Source organism: Streptomyces sp. NBC_01267 (assembly GCF_036241575.1).
In the GTDB taxonomy this organism is placed as follows: Bacteria; Actinomycetota; Actinomycetes; order Streptomycetales; family Streptomycetaceae; genus Streptomyces.
Map to the genome: position 1 here is coordinate 42032 of NZ_CP108456.1, position 15802 is coordinate 57833.

Below are 15802 nucleotides of genomic sequence, written 5' to 3' on the forward strand. Positions count from 1 at the left end.
TCAGGGCGCGTCCGCCCGGTCTCCGTTCCCCCCTCAAGGAGCACCACGATGACAACGGAAACCGGGACGTCCACCAGGGCCGGAGAGCCGGTGGTTCCCAAGAACGGTCCTGGCTGGGGCGCTCTAGCCGTCGTGATGGTGGGTACCTTCATCACGGTCCTCGACTACTTCATCACCAACGTCGCGGTGCCTGCGATCCGGCTGGACCTGCGGGCCAGCGACGCCCAGTCCCAACTGGTCATCGTCGCGTACGGGGTGACCTTCACCGCCGGCATGATCACCGGCGGGCGGCTCGGTGACCTCTACGGCAGGCGGCGGATGTTCACGCTCGGCCTCGCCGGGTTCACCCTCGCCTCCGGGCTGTGCGCGGTGGCGCAGAGCGCCGACGCGCTGGTCGTCTTCCGGGCGGTACAGGGCGTCACCGCCGCGTTGATGGTGCCCCAGGTCCTCGGGATCATCGGTGTCGTCTACGACGGTGCCGCGCGGGCCCGTGCCTTCGTCGTCTACGGCCTGGTGATCGGCCTCGCCGGCGTCTTCGGACAGGTCATCGGGGGTGCTCTGATCTCGGTGGACGTGGCGGGCCTCGACTGGCGGACCATCTTCCTGATCAATCTGCCGGTCGGCGTGGTGACGCTGCTCCTGACCCGGCGGCTGATCCCCGAGTCCCGCAACGCCGAGGGTGGGCGGATCGACCTGACCGGTGCCGTGCTGGCCACCTTGGCCCTGGCGGCCCTGGTGCTCTCGCTCGTCGAGGGCCAGCAGCAGGGCTGGCCGCTGTGGAGCTGGCTGCTGCTCGTGGCCGTGCTGCCGCTGGGAGTCGGCTTCGTCGTGCAGCAGCGCCGGCGGCAGGGGCGCAGCCCGCTGCTCGACCTCGCGATGTTCCACAGCCGGACCTTCTCGGTGGGCCTCATCGCCATGCTGACGTACTTCCTGGCCATGGGGTCGTTCTTCTTCATGCTGGCGCTGTACCTCCAGGAGGGCAAAGGCCTTTCGGCCGCCGAGGCCGGGCTGGTCTTCCTCACGCTGGGCTCCGGCTACTTCGGTTCGTCGCTGCTGTCCGCCAAGCTGGCCGCGCGCCTGGGCCACGGCCTGGTCTCGGTCGGTCCGCTGACCCTGGGCATCGGTTATGTCCTGACGGGGCTGGTCGCCTCGCGGCTCAGCACGGACGGCAGTGTGCTGTGGCTGATCCCGCCGCTGGTCGTCGCCGGAATCGGGATGGGCATGACCACGGGTCCGCTGACCGGTGCCGTCCTGGGAGGCGCCGATCCGCAGCACGCCGCTTCGGCCTCCGGCGCGACGAACACGGTGCAGGAAGGCGGGGCCGCCATCGGTGTGGCCCTGGTCGGCGCCGTGTTCTACCCCGCGCTCGGCGACGCCAGGCCGAGCGACTACCCGCACGCCTTCATCATGGGGCTGATCCCCCTGGTCGTCTTCAGCCTCGCCGTCTCCGTGATCGTGAGGTTCATGCGGCCGAGCGGCGGACAGAGCTGAGTACCCGGCCCGCATCCGCGGGCTCACGACGGCCGAGCCGACGCCTTGTGCGGCTCGGCCGTCTTTGCGTTGCGCGCCCCGGGCGCGCAGACCACGGACGGGCGAGCGTCAGGTCAGCGGCGTGTCAGGAGGCGGTGGTTGGCTGAGAACTCGTTCACCGGCGCAGCCATCGCGCGCCCCGCATCCGGATCGGTCACCGCCATGTCTGAGACGCACATATCCGTGCGGGAGCTGCGCGAGCTGCCCCTGTACGAGATCAAGGAAGAGCTGGAGGAACTCGTCTCCGGGCTGTTCAGGGGAGCCCTCCTGATGGACGACGACGACGAACTCCCGCTGGAGACGAGCTACTTCGACCTGGGCCTCACGTCGCTGGCGCTGGTCGGCCTCAAGCAGAGCCTCGAAGAGCTGCTCGAACTGAGCATCAACGCGAACGTGCTGTTCAACGAACCCACCGTCGAGCAGCTGGTGTGCTACCTCACCGACCTCCTCGCCGGCGCGCCCGCCGAGAGCCTGCCCGCTCAGTAACAGATCGTCCGGACCGGCCGGGGGAACCGGCGCGACCGGGAAAACCGGAAGAACCGGAAGAAGGAGCCGCGGACATGTCTCGCGACAACCGCCATGCCACTGCCGAGAGCCCGCGTGAAGAGACGCACGGTCCGATCGCGATCATCGGTGTGGGCCTGCGCTTCCCGGGCGGAGCCACCTCCCTCGACGAGTTCGAGGAGTTCCTCCGCACCGGGAGTTCCGGCATCGGGCCACTGCCCGAGGACCGCTGGGACGTCGCCGCGTTCACTCCCTCGGGCCCCGACGACAAGGGCAAGATACGGGCCACGGCCGGTGGCTACCTGGACCGGATCGACCTGTTCGACGCGGGCTTCTTCAACATCTCGCCCAAGGAAGCCCAGTACATCGACCCGCAGCAGCGCATGCTCCTGGAGACCGCCTGGCAGGCCCTGGAGCACGCCAATGTCGACCCGACACCGCTGCGGCGCGGCAACGGCGGCGTCTACGTGGGCGCCAGCTCCGTGGACTACGCCCTGGAGCTGGACTCGCTGCCGTACGAGGAACTCGACGGTCACCTGGCGTCCGGCATCACCCTCTTCCCCCTCTCGGGGCGCATCTCCTACTTCCTGGGCTGGCGCGGGCCGAGCATCAGCGTCGACACCGCCTGCTCGTCGTCGCTGGCCGCGCTGCACATGGCGGTCACCGCGCTGCGCCGCGGGGAGTGCGACATCGCGCTCGGCGGCGGCGTCAACCTGCTGCACAACCCGCGCATCCCGGTGATGTTCTCCAACGCCCAGATGCTGGCGACCGACGGACAGTGCAAGACCTTCGACGAGTCCGCGGACGGCTACGCGCGCGCCGAGGGCTGCGGCGTCATCGTGCTCAAGAGGCTGGCCGACGCCACCCGCGACGGCGACAACGTCCTGGCGGTGATCCGCGGCACCGCGGTCGGCCAGGACGGCGACAGCGCGGGCCTCACCGTGCCCAACGGCCCCGCGCAGGAGCGGGTGCTCGGCCTGGCCCTGGCCGACGCCGGACTGGCCCCGGGCGACATCCAGTACGTGGAGGCGCACGGCACCGGCACCCCGCTGGGCGACCCGATCGAGCTGGGCGCCATCAGCAACGTGTTCGCCGATTCCCACACCAAGGACGATCCGCTGCTCGTCGGCTCGGTGAAGACGAACCTCGGCCACATGGAACCGGCCTCGGGTCTGGTCGGCGTCATCAAGGCCCTGCTGCAGCTCCGCTCGGCGACCATCTACCCGCATCTGAACTTCTCGCAGCCCTCCGAGCGCATCCCGTGGGAGGTCTACCCGGTCCGGGTGCCGACCGCGTGCGAGCCGTGGAAGGCGCCGGTGCGCCGCGCCGTGGTGAACAGCTTCGGCTTCGCGGGCACCATCGGCGCGGTCGTCCTGGAGCAGGCTCCCGACCGCACCGGGTCCGAGGACCCGGCCGACGGCTCCTCGGACGCCGCCCCGCTGTTCACCCTCTCCGCGAAGAGCAGCACGGCCCTGCGCGAACAGGCCGAGCAGTACCGGCAGTTCATCGACGGGCACCCCGACGCGGACGTGGCCCGGCTGAGCTACACGGCCAACGTGGGCCGCGCCCACCTCTCGCACCGCGTCGCCGCGCCCGTCGCCGACCGCGAGCAGCTGCTGAAGGTCCTGGACGCGGCGCGGCAGCCGGAGAGGACGGTCGAGCCCTCGGGCATCCGCAAGGTCGCCTTCATGTTCACCGGGCAGGGCGCCCAGTACCCGGGCATGGGAGCCGCCCCGTACGCGCGCTTCCCGCTCTTCCGCGCGGCCGTGGACGAGTGCGACCGGCTCTTCGAGCCCCATCTGGGCCGCTCCGTACGGGACCTGCTGCTGGGCACCGGCGAGGATCCCGAGGCGATCCACCAGACGCAGTACACCCAGCCCGCGCTGTTCACCCTGGAGTACGCGCTCGCCCAGCTGTGGCTGTCGTGGGGGGCCACGCCCAACGTCCTGATCGGGCACAGCATCGGCGAGGTGGTGGCCGCCGCGGTGGCCGGGCTGTTCTCGCTGCCCGACGCGGTGACCCTGGTCGCCGCCCGTGCCCGGCTGATGCAGTCCGTACGGACCGACGGCGGCATGGCCTCCGTCAGCGCCCCGGCGGAGCAGGTGCTGCCGCTGCTCGCGGACCACCCGGACCTGGCCCTCGCCGCGGTCAACGGCCCCGAGAACTGCGTGATCTCCGGCGCGAGCGAGGCGCTCGCGGCGGTGAGCGCCCAGCTGAGCGGGACCGGGCTGCGGGTGCAGCCGCTGGAGGTCTCGCACGCCTTCCACTCGCCGCTGATGGCGGAGGTGTTCGACGAGTTCCGCACCGCGCTGGAGTCGGTCACCTTCCGCGAGCCGTCCATCTCGCTGATCTCGAACGTCACCGGCAAGGTCGCGCGCATCCGGGACATCGGCAAGGCCGAGTACTGGGTGCGGCACATCGGTGAGCCGGTGCAGTTCATGGCGGGGATGCGGGCGGTGGTCAAGCGCGGCCGGCACGCCTTCGTGGAGCTGGGCCCGTCCGCCATGCTCACCGCCCTCGGCAAGCGCTGTGTGAACACGGGCGACCACCTGTGGCTGGCGAGCCTGCGCCGCCAGGACGAGAGCGGCACCGCGACGCTGCGCGCCCTCGCCGACTTCTACGCCGCCGGGATGACCGTCGACTGGACCGGCTACCACGCGGGCCACACCCTGCCCAAGGAACAGCTGCCCACCTACGCGTTCCAGCGCAAGCCGTACTGGCTGCCGGTGAGCACGAAGCGCGCGCGCCGCTCCGGCGAGGGACCGGCGCACCACCCGCTGCTCGGACAGCGGACCGCCCCGGACGCGCTCCCGGACTCCGGCGCGGCCTCCACCGAATCCGCCGAATCCACCGGCTTCACCACGGAGTTCACCGCCGACTTCACCCCGGCCGAGCTCGGCGACATCGCCCTGCACCGCGAGCGCAAGGAGCCGGTGCTGCCCTCCGCGGCCTGGATCGACCTGCTGCTCGCCCTGCAGGACGCCGAGTTCGGGCACACCCGCGCCAGGATCGAGACGCTGCGGCTGGCCGAGCCGCTGCCGCTGACCGGCGAGGGCGTGGTGCGTCTGACGACCCGGCTGCGTACGGTCGCCAAGGGCACCGCGGACGTCGAGGTGACCGGCACGGTCGAGGGCGAGAGCGAGGGCGAGGGCGAAGACGGCGAGGAGCGCACCTTCGTGGCCGCCCGCATCGCCCCCGGAGCGGACGCCGACCCCGGGCTGCTGGCGCTCGCGGCCACGCCCGGCGCGGTCCTCGACCGGGCCGACGCCACGGACACCGCCACCGACCTCGCCGCCGTCGACCGGGGCTTCACCGACGGGAGCTCCACCGACGGGTCCGAGCGCATCCTGCACGTCGCCCGGCACGCCGACGGCGTGGTCAGCGGCGAACTGACGGGCCGGGACGCGGCTGCGGTGGAGCACCTGCCCGCGGCCCTCCTGGAGAGCGCGCTGCAGGCGGCCGTCGCACTGGACGACGAGGGACCGGTGTTCGTCCTGCGCGGCGCGCAGAGCGTAGGACTGTTCAAGAAGCCGCGCGGCGAGCGGTTCCGCTTCATCGCCCGGGTACGCCCCGACGGACCCGGCCGCCGCGCCGACCTGCTGCTCCTGGAGGGCGACGACCCGGTCGCCGAGCTGCTGGGCGCCGAACTGGTCCGGGCGGCGGGCCCCGGCGGTGGCCCGCACTTCACCCACCGGCTGGCCTGGCTGCGCCGCGCCCTGCCCGCGCCCGTACAGACCCAGGAGCGGCACGTCGTGATCCCGGGCGCGGACACCGTGCCGCCCGCCCTGCTCGCCGCGCTCACCGAGCGCGGCGCCGGACAGGGGGTCCGGGTGTCGCCGGTGGCGGACGCGGCGGCGCTGCGCTCGGCGCTCGAAGAGCACGGGTCGGTGACCGATGTCGCCTGGTTCTGGCGACCGCTGGACGGAGCGATGTCGTACGAGCGACTGCGCGCCGAGTGCCGGGAGAACCTCGTCGACCTGCTCGACGTGGTGGCCGCGGCGAACGCCCGCGACCCCCGGCACGCGCCGCGCGTGTGGCTGGTCACCGAGCGCGCCCAATGGCTGCCCGGCGACCGGGCGGACGGCGACGAGCAGCCGGCGGCCGGCACCCTGTGGGGATTCGGGCACGTCCTGCTCAACGAGTACCCGCACCTGTCGGCCACCCTGGTCGACGTGGAGGGCGACGCCGGGCACGCGAGCACCGCCCTGCTCGCCGAGTGGCTGGCCCCGGAGCCCGACGAGCACCAGATCGCGTACCGCGCGGGGCGGCGGCACGTCCGCAGGCTGCTGGCCGCGGACGGCACACCGTCCTGGCAGGGCCCGTTCGAGGTGCGCGCGCCGCTGTCCGGCGCTCCGGCCGCGCCCACCGTGCTGCCCGTACGGGAGGACGCGCCGCAGGGCGACGAGGTCCGGATACGGGTGGCGGCTGCGGCACTGACGCAGCGGGACGTACCCGCCGCCGAGGACGAACCGGCCACCGCCGGGGAGGCGACGGGCGCGGCCCTGACCGCCACGGCGTACGCGGGCACCGTCACGGCAGTGGGACCGGACGCCACGCTCTCCCGCGGCACCGAGGTGACGGTCCGCCACCATGGGCCGCTCGCCTCGACCCTGGTGGCGCCGTCGGCCGCCGTGACGGTACGCCCGGACGGCGCGCTCCCGGCACGGGCGGCGGCCCTCGCCGCGGCCGGCCCGGCGACGGCCGACCCCGGTACGTACAGCTCCGACACGTACAGCCCCGACACGTACAGCATCGACGAGGTGGACGAAGCGCTGCGCGCGCTGACACGGAGCCCGCACCCCGTGGTCGTCGCGCTCGACGCCGGACAGCCGGGCGCCGGACAGCCGGACGCCGAGAGCCGGACGGCACCGACCGTCAGGGACGACCGCACCTATGTGATCACCGGCGGCCTCGGCGGCCTCGGACTGGTGACCGCCCGGAAGCTGGTGGACCTCGGGGCCCGGCACCTGGCCCTGGTCAGCCGCAGCGGCCGGGCCACCGACGAGGCGGCCGACATCCTCGCGGAGCTGTCGGAGCGGGCCGAGGTGTCCCTGCTCAAGGCCGACATGGGCAGCGAGCAGGACGTACGGCGCCTGGTGGACGAACTGCACGCCACGGCGCACCCGGTGGGCGGCATCGTCCACGCGGCGGGCGCGATCGGCAAGAGCCTCATCGCCGAGCTGACCTGGGAGGCCATCGACGAGCAGCTGGCGCCCAAGGTGTACGGCGGCTGGCTGCTGCACGAGGCCTCCGCGTCCTTCCCCGAGCTGGACTTCTTCACCGTGTACACGTCCATCGCCTCCGTGGTGGGCGGCGCGACGCAGGCGCACTACGCGGCGGCGAGCTCCTTCCTGGACGGCCTGGCCGACTGGCGCAGGCACCAGGGCCTCCCGGGCCTGGCCGTGAACTGGGGCTCCTGGGCACGGGTCGGCATGTCGGCCCGCCTGGAGGCCGCGTACATCCGGGAGATCGAACGCAGCGGTGTCCGCTTCTTCTCGCCCTCCTGGGCGCTGCGCACCCTGCACCGGCTCTGGTCGGCCCCGGTGGCGCAGCGGGTGGTGAGCCGCTTCGACTGGCCCGCGTTCGTGGGACAGCTGCCGCTCACCAACGCCCTGTACGAGCGGGTCGCCGACGCCCGGGAGGCGGTCACCGCCGGCGGCTCGCGGGTCGACCTGGCCGACCTGCTGACCCGGCCCGAGCCCGAGCGGCTGAAGCTGATCGGCCGGACCGTCGCCGAACGGGTCGCCGCAGTCCTGCAGTTCGGCTCGGTCGACGAACTCGATCCCGGGGCCGACTTCATCACCCTCGGCCTGGACTCGGTGATGGGCATGGACGTCAAGTCCGAGCTGGAAGCGGACTTCGGCCTGACGCTGCCCGCCTCACTGACCTTCGACCACCCCTCGGCGCGCAAGCTCACCGAGTTCCTCGACACCCAGCTCGTCCAGGACGCGGAATGACGCCAGGCGTACCGACCACCGGAGAAGACGGCATGAACCACGACCCCCGCTGGACCCTGGCCCAGGCGTCCGCACGCAACGCGGCGCTGCGCCCGGACCACCCGGCGATCATCTGCGAGGGCCGCCGCACCAGCCACGCGCGGCTGCACCAGGACAGCAACCGGGCGGCGCACGCCCTGCGCGCCGCGGGCATCGGGCGCGGCAGCCGGGTGGCCTACCTGGGCCGCGAGTCGGAGCACTACTACGTGACCATCCTGGCCTGCGCCAAGGCGGGCGCGGTGATCGTGCCGGTGAACTGGCGCCTGACCCCGGGCGAGGTGACGCACATACTGCGCGACTCGGGTGCCGAACTCCTCTTCCTGGAGGACGAGTTCAAGGCAACGGCCGACGCCGCAGCGGCCGGCTCGGCGACTCCCGCGCTGCACACCGTGATCCGCCTGGACGGCCCGGCGGACGACGGCACGACGGGCCGCACCCGGGAGCGCGGGGCGGGGCTGTGCGCCTGGTACGCGCAGGAGTCACCGGACGACCTGGACCCGGGCACCGGCCCCGACGACGCGGTCCTGCAGATCTACACGAGCGGCACCACCGGTCTGCCCAAGGGCGTGGTCCTCGCGCACCGGACGTTCTTCACGCTGCCCGCGGCGGTGCGCACCACCGGCGCCGACCCGGACGACTGGATCGACTGGCGCGAGGACGACGTCAGCCTGATCTCGCTGCCGGGCTTCGGCATCGCGGGCATCGGCTGGTTCCTCTACGGGTTCTGCGTGGGTGCCACCAATGTGGTGATGCCGATGTACGTGGCGCAGGAAGCGGTCCGGCTGATCGAGGAGTACGGGGTCACCATCACGTTCGTGGCGCCCGCGATGCTGCAGATGATGCTGGACGAGCAGAACGCCGGGCCGAAGGCCTTCGCCTCCCTGCGCAAGATCGCCTACGGCGCGGCGCCGATCTCCGAGTCACTGCTGCTGCGCAGCCTGGAGGTGTTCGGCTGTCAGCTCGCCCAGATCTACGCGAGCACCGAGGCGGGCAGCGTCGCGGCCTGTCTGCCCCCGTCGGACCACCGGCCGGGCAGCCGGCTGCTGCAGGCCGCGGGGAAGCCCTGCCCCGGCAACGAGATCAAGGTGATCGACCGCGACGGCAACCGGCTGCCCCCGGGCGAGATCGGCCAGGTCTGCGTCCGTACCCCGGCCCACATGATCGGCTACTGGAACCGGCCCGAGGCCACCGCGCAGACCCTGGTGGACGGCTGGCTGCACATGGGCGACGCGGGCTACCTGGACGAGCAGGGCTATCTGTTCCTGTGCGACCGGATCAACGACACGATCATCGTGGCCGGCCAGAACATCTACCCGGCCGAGGTGGAGAAGCAGCTCAGCGAGCACCCCGCGGTCGCGGACGTCGCGGTGGTCGGCGTCCCCGACGCCCGCTGGGGCGAAGCGGTGCATGCCGCGGTGGTGCTGCGGGCGGGCGCCAGGGCGAAGCCGCGCGAACTGCTGCTGTTCCTGCGCGGACGGGTCGCCGACTACAAGATCCCCCTCGCCTACCACGTCCTCGACACCCTCCCCCGCAACCCGTCCGGCAAGATCCTGCGCCGCATGGTCCGGGAACAGCTCGGCGAGGCCCAGCGGACCCCGGCCTGACCGGCCGGACCGGCCCGAGGAGTTCGAGCGGTCTGCCACCGGCCTGACCGGCCCCCGACCGCACCGGCCCCCGACCGGCCACGACTCGGAACACCACGAGACCCGATCCCGATCCAGAACATCCCGAACGGAGTCCGACCATGGGCACCTTCCACGGCCCCCCGTCCGTCGGCATGCTGCTGCCGACCCGGGAGCAGGCCATCAACGGCACCTACGCCGCAGCGCCGCTGCTCGATTTCGCCCGGCAGGCCGAGCAGCTCGGCTTCGACTCGCTGTGGGCGGGCGACTCCCTGATCGCCCGGCCGCGCCTCGACCCGCTGGTCGTGCTGTCCGCGGCGGGCGCGGTCACCAGCCGGGTCACCCTCGGCACCGCCGCACTCACCCCGGCGCTCCGGCATCCACTCACCGGCGCGCACCTGGCCGCGAGCCTGGACCACGTCTGCGGCTCTCGGCTGGTGCTCGGCCTCGGCTCGGGCTTCCCGATGCCGGAGACCGAGGAGGAATTCGCCGCTGTCGGCGCCTCGTTCAAGGGCCGCGCGGGCCGTCTGGACGAGATCGTCTCGCTGTGGCGCACCGCCTGGAAGTCCGGTGAGCCCGGTGCCCCGACGGACTTCACCGGGACGCACTGGCAGGCCGAGGGACTCGACCGGCTGCCCGCCCCGCAGCGGCCGGGCGGTCCGCCGCTGTGGCTCGCGGGCAGTGACACCCCCCGGGTGCTGGAACGGGTGGCCCGGAAGTACGACGGCTGGCTCCCGTTCCTGCCCAGTGCGGAGAGCTACGGGGCGGCCTGGCGCCGCATCACGGAACTCACCGCCGAGGCGGGCCGCCCCGCCGACGCGGTCACTCCGGCCATGTACGCCACCATCACGGTCAACGAGGACCCGGCGCGCGCACGTGCCGAGCTCGACCACTACATCACGCACTACTACGGGCGAACCCTGGAACAGATGGCGACGGTGCAGGCCTACGCCTGGGGCAGCGCCGAGGAGTGCGCCGACGCGCTCGCCGCGTACGTCCGCGCGGGGGCCCGCCACCTGATCGTACGGATCGGATCCCTGGACCCCGAGCCGCAGTTGAAGCAGATCGCCGACGTCGTACTGCCCCGTCTGAAGGAGATCCAGTGAGTGACACCATCGGTCAGAACATGTCCACGGCCGGGCACTGGTTCCACCCCGTCGAGCCGGATCCCGACGCGCGGATACGGCTGTTCCTGCTGCCGCACGCGGGCAGCGGCGCCATCATCTACCGGGACTGGCCGAGCCTGCTGCCGTCGGACGTCACCGCTCAGGCCGTGACGCTGCCCGGACGGCACAACCGGCGTGAGGAAGAGACCTTCGCGGACTGGGACCCGCTGGTGGACGCCCTGTACGAGGCGGTGCTCGACGAGCTGGACGACGACCGGCCGTTCGCGTTCTTCGGCCACTGCCTCGGCGCGCAGCTGGCCTTCCGGGTGGCGGTCCGGCTCGAACAGGAAGGGGAGCGGAGGCCGCTGGCGATCGGCATGTCCGGCTGGTCACCGATCGGCTTCTACCAGCCGACCGAGGAACAGAGCCGGATGCCGGACGCCGAGATGCTGGAGTGGATCAAGAAGTTGGGCTCCTTCCCCGCCGAGGTCTACGACAACCCGGAGATGCTCGCCCTGGTGGTCCCGGCGCTCCGCGCCGACCTGCGGGTCTCCGCCCAGTACACCGACGATGGCGCGACGGTCTCCTGCCCGCTGGCGTCCTACGGCGGCAACGCCGACCCGTTGCAGGAGGACGCGGACGCGATGACCCACTGGGTCGACCGCAGCCCGCAGTACCTGGGGCACAACGAGTTCCCCGGCGGCCACTTCTACATCGACAACCACGCGCGGGCGGTGACCACGGACTTCACCCGCCACCTGCAGCGCTTCGCGGCGGCCCTTACCCGCTGAGCCTCTGCGCTCCGGACCCGCCCGTACCGATGACGACAGCCAGCGCCCGATGCACCGTTTGCACCCCCCATCGATCTGAGGAGCAACCGCATGCTCAGCGACGCGACCGACGTTGCCGACTGGCCCTTCCCGCGCACCTGCCCCATGTCCCCTCCCCCGCAGCTGGGCGCCGGCTCGGACGTGCCGCCCCGCGCGGTACGTCTGCCGGCCGGGGCCGTGGACTCCCGGCTCGCCTGGCTCGTGACCCGGCACGCCGATGTGAAACAGGCCCTGGCGGATCCGCGGTTGAGCGCGGACGAGACCTTGCCGGGCGCACCGGTACGGATCCAGATCCCGCCGGGCGAGCGGGCGAGCTCGTTCCTGCGGATGGACGACCCGGAGCACAACAAGCTGCGCTCGCTGATCACTTCGGACTTCACCGCGCGCCGCTCACGGCGCCTGGAGCCGGACATCAGGCAGCTCATCGACGACCTGCTCGACGGCCTGGAGGCCACGGAGGAGAAGCCCACCGACCTGTGCGAGGCCTTCTCCAGCCGGCTGCCGACCCTGGTCATCGCCCGGCTCCTGGGCGTGCCCGCAGAGCACAACCACTTCTTCGTCGATGTCACCCGGCGTACCTTGGCGCAGGACGACTTCGAGCAGTCCTACGCCGCCTACCAGGAGATGACCGCTTTCCTGACCGGCCTCGCCGAGGAGAAGGCGGCCCGTCCCGCGGACGACCTGATGAGCCGGCTGGCCTCCAAGCACCTGGCGAGCGGCGCCATCACCCTGGACGAACTGGTGGGCATCGCCCGGCTGGTGCTGGTCGCCGGCCATGAGACGACCACCAACCAGATCGCCCTGAGCACGCTCAGCCTGCTCCTCGACGACGAACTGCGCACCGAGGTGTTCCGCGACGACGCCAAGCTGCTGCCCCAGTACGTCGAGGAGTCGGTGCGCTTCTGGTCGATCTCGCAGGACGCGATCGTCCGGCTGGTGATGGAGGACCTGGAGCTGGGCGGCGTCTCCATGGCCGCGGGCGATGCCGTGGTGATCTCCATCCCGGCCGGCAACCACGACACGGCCGTCTTCCCCGATGCCGGGCGCATCGATGTGCACCGCGACAGCAGCGACCACATGCAGTGGGGCTTCGGGGCGCACTACTGCCTGGGCGCCCCGCTGGCCCGCCTCGAACTCGAACTCGCCCTCAAGGAGCTGTTCAGGCGCTTCCCGACGCTGCGTCTGGGCTGCGACCGGGACAGCATTCCCTTCCGCCGGAACACGGTCTTCTACGGACTGACCGCGCTCCCCGTCACCTGGTAGGCCTCATGCCCTTCCTCACCGTCAAGGACGGCACTCAGCTCTTCTACAACGACTGGGGAACCGGCCGTCCGGTGGTGTTCCTCGGTACGGCGATGATGAACTCCCGCATGTGGGAGTTCCAGGCGCCCCGTCTGGCGCAGCGCGGCCTGCGCTGCATCACCTACGACCGGCGCGGCTTCGGCCGCTCGGACCGGCCGTGGGAGGGCTACGACTACGACACCCTCGCGGACGATCTCGCCGGCCTCATCGACCACTTGGGACTGCGCGAGATCACGCTCGTCGGGTATGCGATGGGCGGCGGAGAGGCGGTGCGCTATCTGTCCCGGCACGGTTCGGGACGTGTCGCCCGCCTGGCGCTGGTCAGCTCCACCACGCCGTATCTGATGCGGGCACCGGACAACCCGGACGGCCTGGACCTGGCCGTCTTCGAGCAGATCGCCGACGGCATGACGAGGGACCGGGCCCGCTTCGTCGCGGAGCTGACGGGTCCCTTCTTCGGCGGCCCCGGGGCCGATCCGCAGGACCTGCCGATCTCGTCCGAGCTGGCCCACTGGCTGGCGCAGACCGCACTGGACAGTTCGCCGCGCGCCTCGGTGGAGGTCTACCGCACCCTGTTCACGGAAGACCTGCGCGAGGACGTGCGCGGCGTGGACCTGCCGACGCTGATCGTGCACGGGGACGGGGACATGGGGGCGCCCTTCGAGCTGTGCGCGCGGAAGACCGCGCCGCTGATTTCCGGGAGCCGTCTCGTCGTGTACGAGGGCGCCGCGCACGGCCTGTTCGCGACACACGCGGACCGGCTGAACGAGGAGCTGCTGGCGTTCGCGGGGGCGTGAGACCGTCCGGGGTCCGGGTGCGTGGGGCCCCGGCGGTCTCCGGCTGCGCGGTGCGGGTACGAGTGACCGGAAGCGATGCCGCAGGCGGGCAGCGGCGGGGGCCGGGGCCCCGGCTGCGTGCCCGCCGGGACGGTGTGTTCAGACCATGGCGAGCCGGTCCACCAGGAGCTCCACCCTCGGCTCGGTGTCCTCCGGCGGCAGCCGTCCGGCCCGGGTCAGGGTGGCCAGCCCGTGGAGGGCCGCCCAGAACGTCTCGGTGAACAGCCCGGGGTGGACGCCGTCCCCGGCGACCTCGCCGAGGCTCTCCAGCAGCGCGGCGAAGGCGTCCTTGAGAGGCGCCGGGGTGTCCTCGTGCGCGAACGCCAGGCCGCCGTCGAGCTGGAATATGGCGTCGTAGACCGCAGGGTTGCGTTCGGCGAAGCCGAGGTAGGCGCGGGCGAGGGCGGCGACCCGGGCGCGCGGGCCGTCCGCGACGGAAGCCGCGGTGCGCACCGCCGCGGCCAACTCGGCCGCGCCTTCCAGGGCGACGGCGCCGATGATCTCCCGTTTGCCGCGGAAGTGGCTGTAGAGGACGGGCTGGCTGTATTCGATGCGCTCGGCGAGCTGGCGGGTGGTGACCGCGTCCCAGCCCTGCTGCTCGGCGAGTTCGCGGGCTGTCGCCACGATGAGGCGCTCGCGCTCCGCCCGTTCGCGCTGCTTGCGTTCCTGAACCGACATGACTCGATCCTAGCACCGCTAGACAAGTGAGCGGCGGTAGCGCTAGCGTTGCCTCATCACCTAGCGGCGCTATATTCCAGAGGGGTCGTCATGCTCGACGCACTTGAGGTCGTCACCACCGTGGTCGTCGGCGTGATGGTGGGGGTGGAGTTCTCCGTCGCCTTCGTCATGAACCCGATTTTCAACGCCCTCCCGGAGGACAGCGGCCAGCTCGGCCACGCCCACGGGGGCCGGATGCTCGGCGCCGTCATGCCGTTCTGGTACATCGGCTCGCTCGTCCTCGTCGCGGTCTGGGCCGTCGCCGGACGGCACCACGGCACCGGCCTCGTCGTCACCGCCGGCGCGCTGCTGCTCCTCAGCGTGGTCATGTCGATCCTGCTGCTCGTCCCGATCAACAACCGGAACAAGACGTGGACCCCTGACAACCGGCCCGCCGACTGGAAGCAGCAGATGAACCGCTGGAACCGCTTCCACTACCTCCGCGTCGCCGTCATCATCGCCGCCTTCGCCCTGCTGGTCGCCGCCCTCGTCTGACCTCGCGGCCGACCTCGCGGCCGACCTCGCGGCCGACCTCGCGGCCGACCTCGCGGCCGACCTCGCGGCCGACTCCGCGGCCGACTCCGCGTCGGTGGCGCGTCGGTGGCGCACGAGCCCCGCTCCCCCGGGCGGCAACTCAACGCTGCCCTCAGCTGCCGAAATCCCGGCATCCGGGAGTGCTTCCGGCATCCGGGGGTGCAGCTGCCGGTCAGATCCCACCACTGCGATCCCGACGAACCACGCCCCGCGATCAGCCGCGTCCGTGCGGGGCCTGATCAGGCCCCGCACGGCTCAGCAAGCTCCACGAAACTCACCAGGCCGACGAAGAATCGCAAGGGAAGAACAATGTCGCTGAAGAACGTCAACACCGTCCTGGCCACCGCCTTCATCCTCTTCATCCTCTGGTTCGGGACGGAGTTCATCCTGAGCCCGGAGACGACGGCGCCGAGCTTCGGCCTGCCGATCTGGCCGTCCGGCGACGGCGGCGGCTTCCTGATCATCAAGGGAATCCGCGATGTCGTCCTGGCCCTGGTCCTGGGCATCCTGCTGATGACGGGCCACCGACGGGCGCTGGGCTGGGTGCTGCTGGTGGAGGCCCTCGCCGCGTACGGCGACATGACCACCGTGCTGGCCCACCACGGCTCCGTGGCCACCGCGCTCGGCGTCCACGGCCTGACCGCGACACTGATGGTGGTCAACGGCCTGCTGATCATGCGCGAGACCCGCGAGGCCGCGGTCGTTCCGGCAACACCCGCCCCGCAGCCCGCCTGACGCTCGCCCGATCCGCTCACCCCGGAGGAAGCCGACCGCCGCCGGCGCCTCCAGAAAGCTCGGGCCTTGCTCGGACGACCTCGGTGGTCT

The 15802-nt window shown here is 72.0% G+C and carries 11 protein-coding genes; 10 read left to right on the forward strand and 1 reads right to left on the reverse strand.

Features of this window, described 5'->3' with window-relative positions; all coding sequences use genetic code 11:
• Positions 1-48 precede the first annotated feature (48 nt).
• From OG709_RS35125 to OG709_RS35160, 8 genes are all read left to right on the forward strand, one after another.
• On the forward strand, positions 49-1491 hold the full coding sequence (locus tag OG709_RS35125; protein WP_250306102.1) for an MFS transporter: 1443 nt from the start codon (positions 49-51) through the stop codon (positions 1489-1491).
• A 138-nt stretch (positions 1492-1629) separates the two neighbouring features.
• Complete coding sequence (locus tag OG709_RS35130) at positions 1630-2016, forward strand: acyl carrier protein (RefSeq protein ID WP_250306104.1); 387 nt, start codon at positions 1630-1632, stop codon at positions 2014-2016.
• A 74-nt stretch (positions 2017-2090) separates the two neighbouring features.
• Positions 2091-7991, forward strand: a complete 5901-nt coding sequence (locus OG709_RS35135; protein ID WP_329169325.1) for a type I polyketide synthase — start codon at positions 2091-2093, stop codon at positions 7989-7991.
• A gap of 32 nt (positions 7992-8023) precedes the next feature.
• Positions 8024-9634, forward strand: a complete 1611-nt coding sequence (locus tag OG709_RS35140; protein WP_250306106.1) for a long-chain-fatty-acid--CoA ligase — start codon at positions 8024-8026, stop codon at positions 9632-9634.
• A 140-nt stretch (positions 9635-9774) separates the two neighbouring features.
• Complete coding sequence (locus tag OG709_RS35145) at positions 9775-10758, forward strand: LLM class flavin-dependent oxidoreductase (RefSeq protein WP_250306107.1); 984 nt, start codon at positions 9775-9777, stop codon at positions 10756-10758.
• A 20-nt stretch (positions 10759-10778) separates the two neighbouring features.
• Entirely contained in the window at positions 10779-11549 is a 771-nt protein-coding gene (locus OG709_RS35150) for a thioesterase II family protein (RefSeq protein WP_250306131.1), read from the forward strand.
• 90 nt (positions 11550-11639) lie between these two features.
• Positions 11640-12851, forward strand: a complete 1212-nt coding sequence (locus OG709_RS35155; RefSeq protein WP_250306108.1) for a cytochrome P450 — start codon at positions 11640-11642, stop codon at positions 12849-12851.
• A gap of 5 nt (positions 12852-12856) precedes the next feature.
• Positions 12857-13687 (forward strand): alpha/beta fold hydrolase, encoded by an 831-nt coding sequence (locus tag OG709_RS35160; RefSeq protein ID WP_250306110.1) that lies wholly within the window; start codon positions 12857-12859, stop codon positions 13685-13687.
• Between the two features lie 138 nt (positions 13688-13825).
• Here OG709_RS35160 and OG709_RS35165 read toward each other — a convergent pair whose 3' ends face one another.
• Entirely contained in the window at positions 13826-14404 is a 579-nt protein-coding gene (locus OG709_RS35165) for a TetR/AcrR family transcriptional regulator (RefSeq protein WP_329169328.1), read from the reverse strand.
• A gap of 90 nt (positions 14405-14494) precedes the next feature.
• On the opposite strand from OG709_RS35165, the gene OG709_RS35170 reads away from it, so the two are divergent.
• Both OG709_RS35170 and OG709_RS35175 read left to right on the forward strand, forming a co-directional pair.
• A complete protein-coding gene (locus OG709_RS35170; RefSeq protein WP_250306112.1) occupies positions 14495-14938 on the forward strand; it encodes a DUF1772 domain-containing protein in 444 nt (147 codons plus the stop codon).
• Between the two features lie 348 nt (positions 14939-15286).
• Positions 15287-15712 (forward strand): DUF4267 domain-containing protein, encoded by a 426-nt coding sequence (locus OG709_RS35175; RefSeq protein WP_250306113.1) that lies wholly within the window; start codon positions 15287-15289, stop codon positions 15710-15712.
• Positions 15713-15802 lie beyond the last annotated feature (90 nt).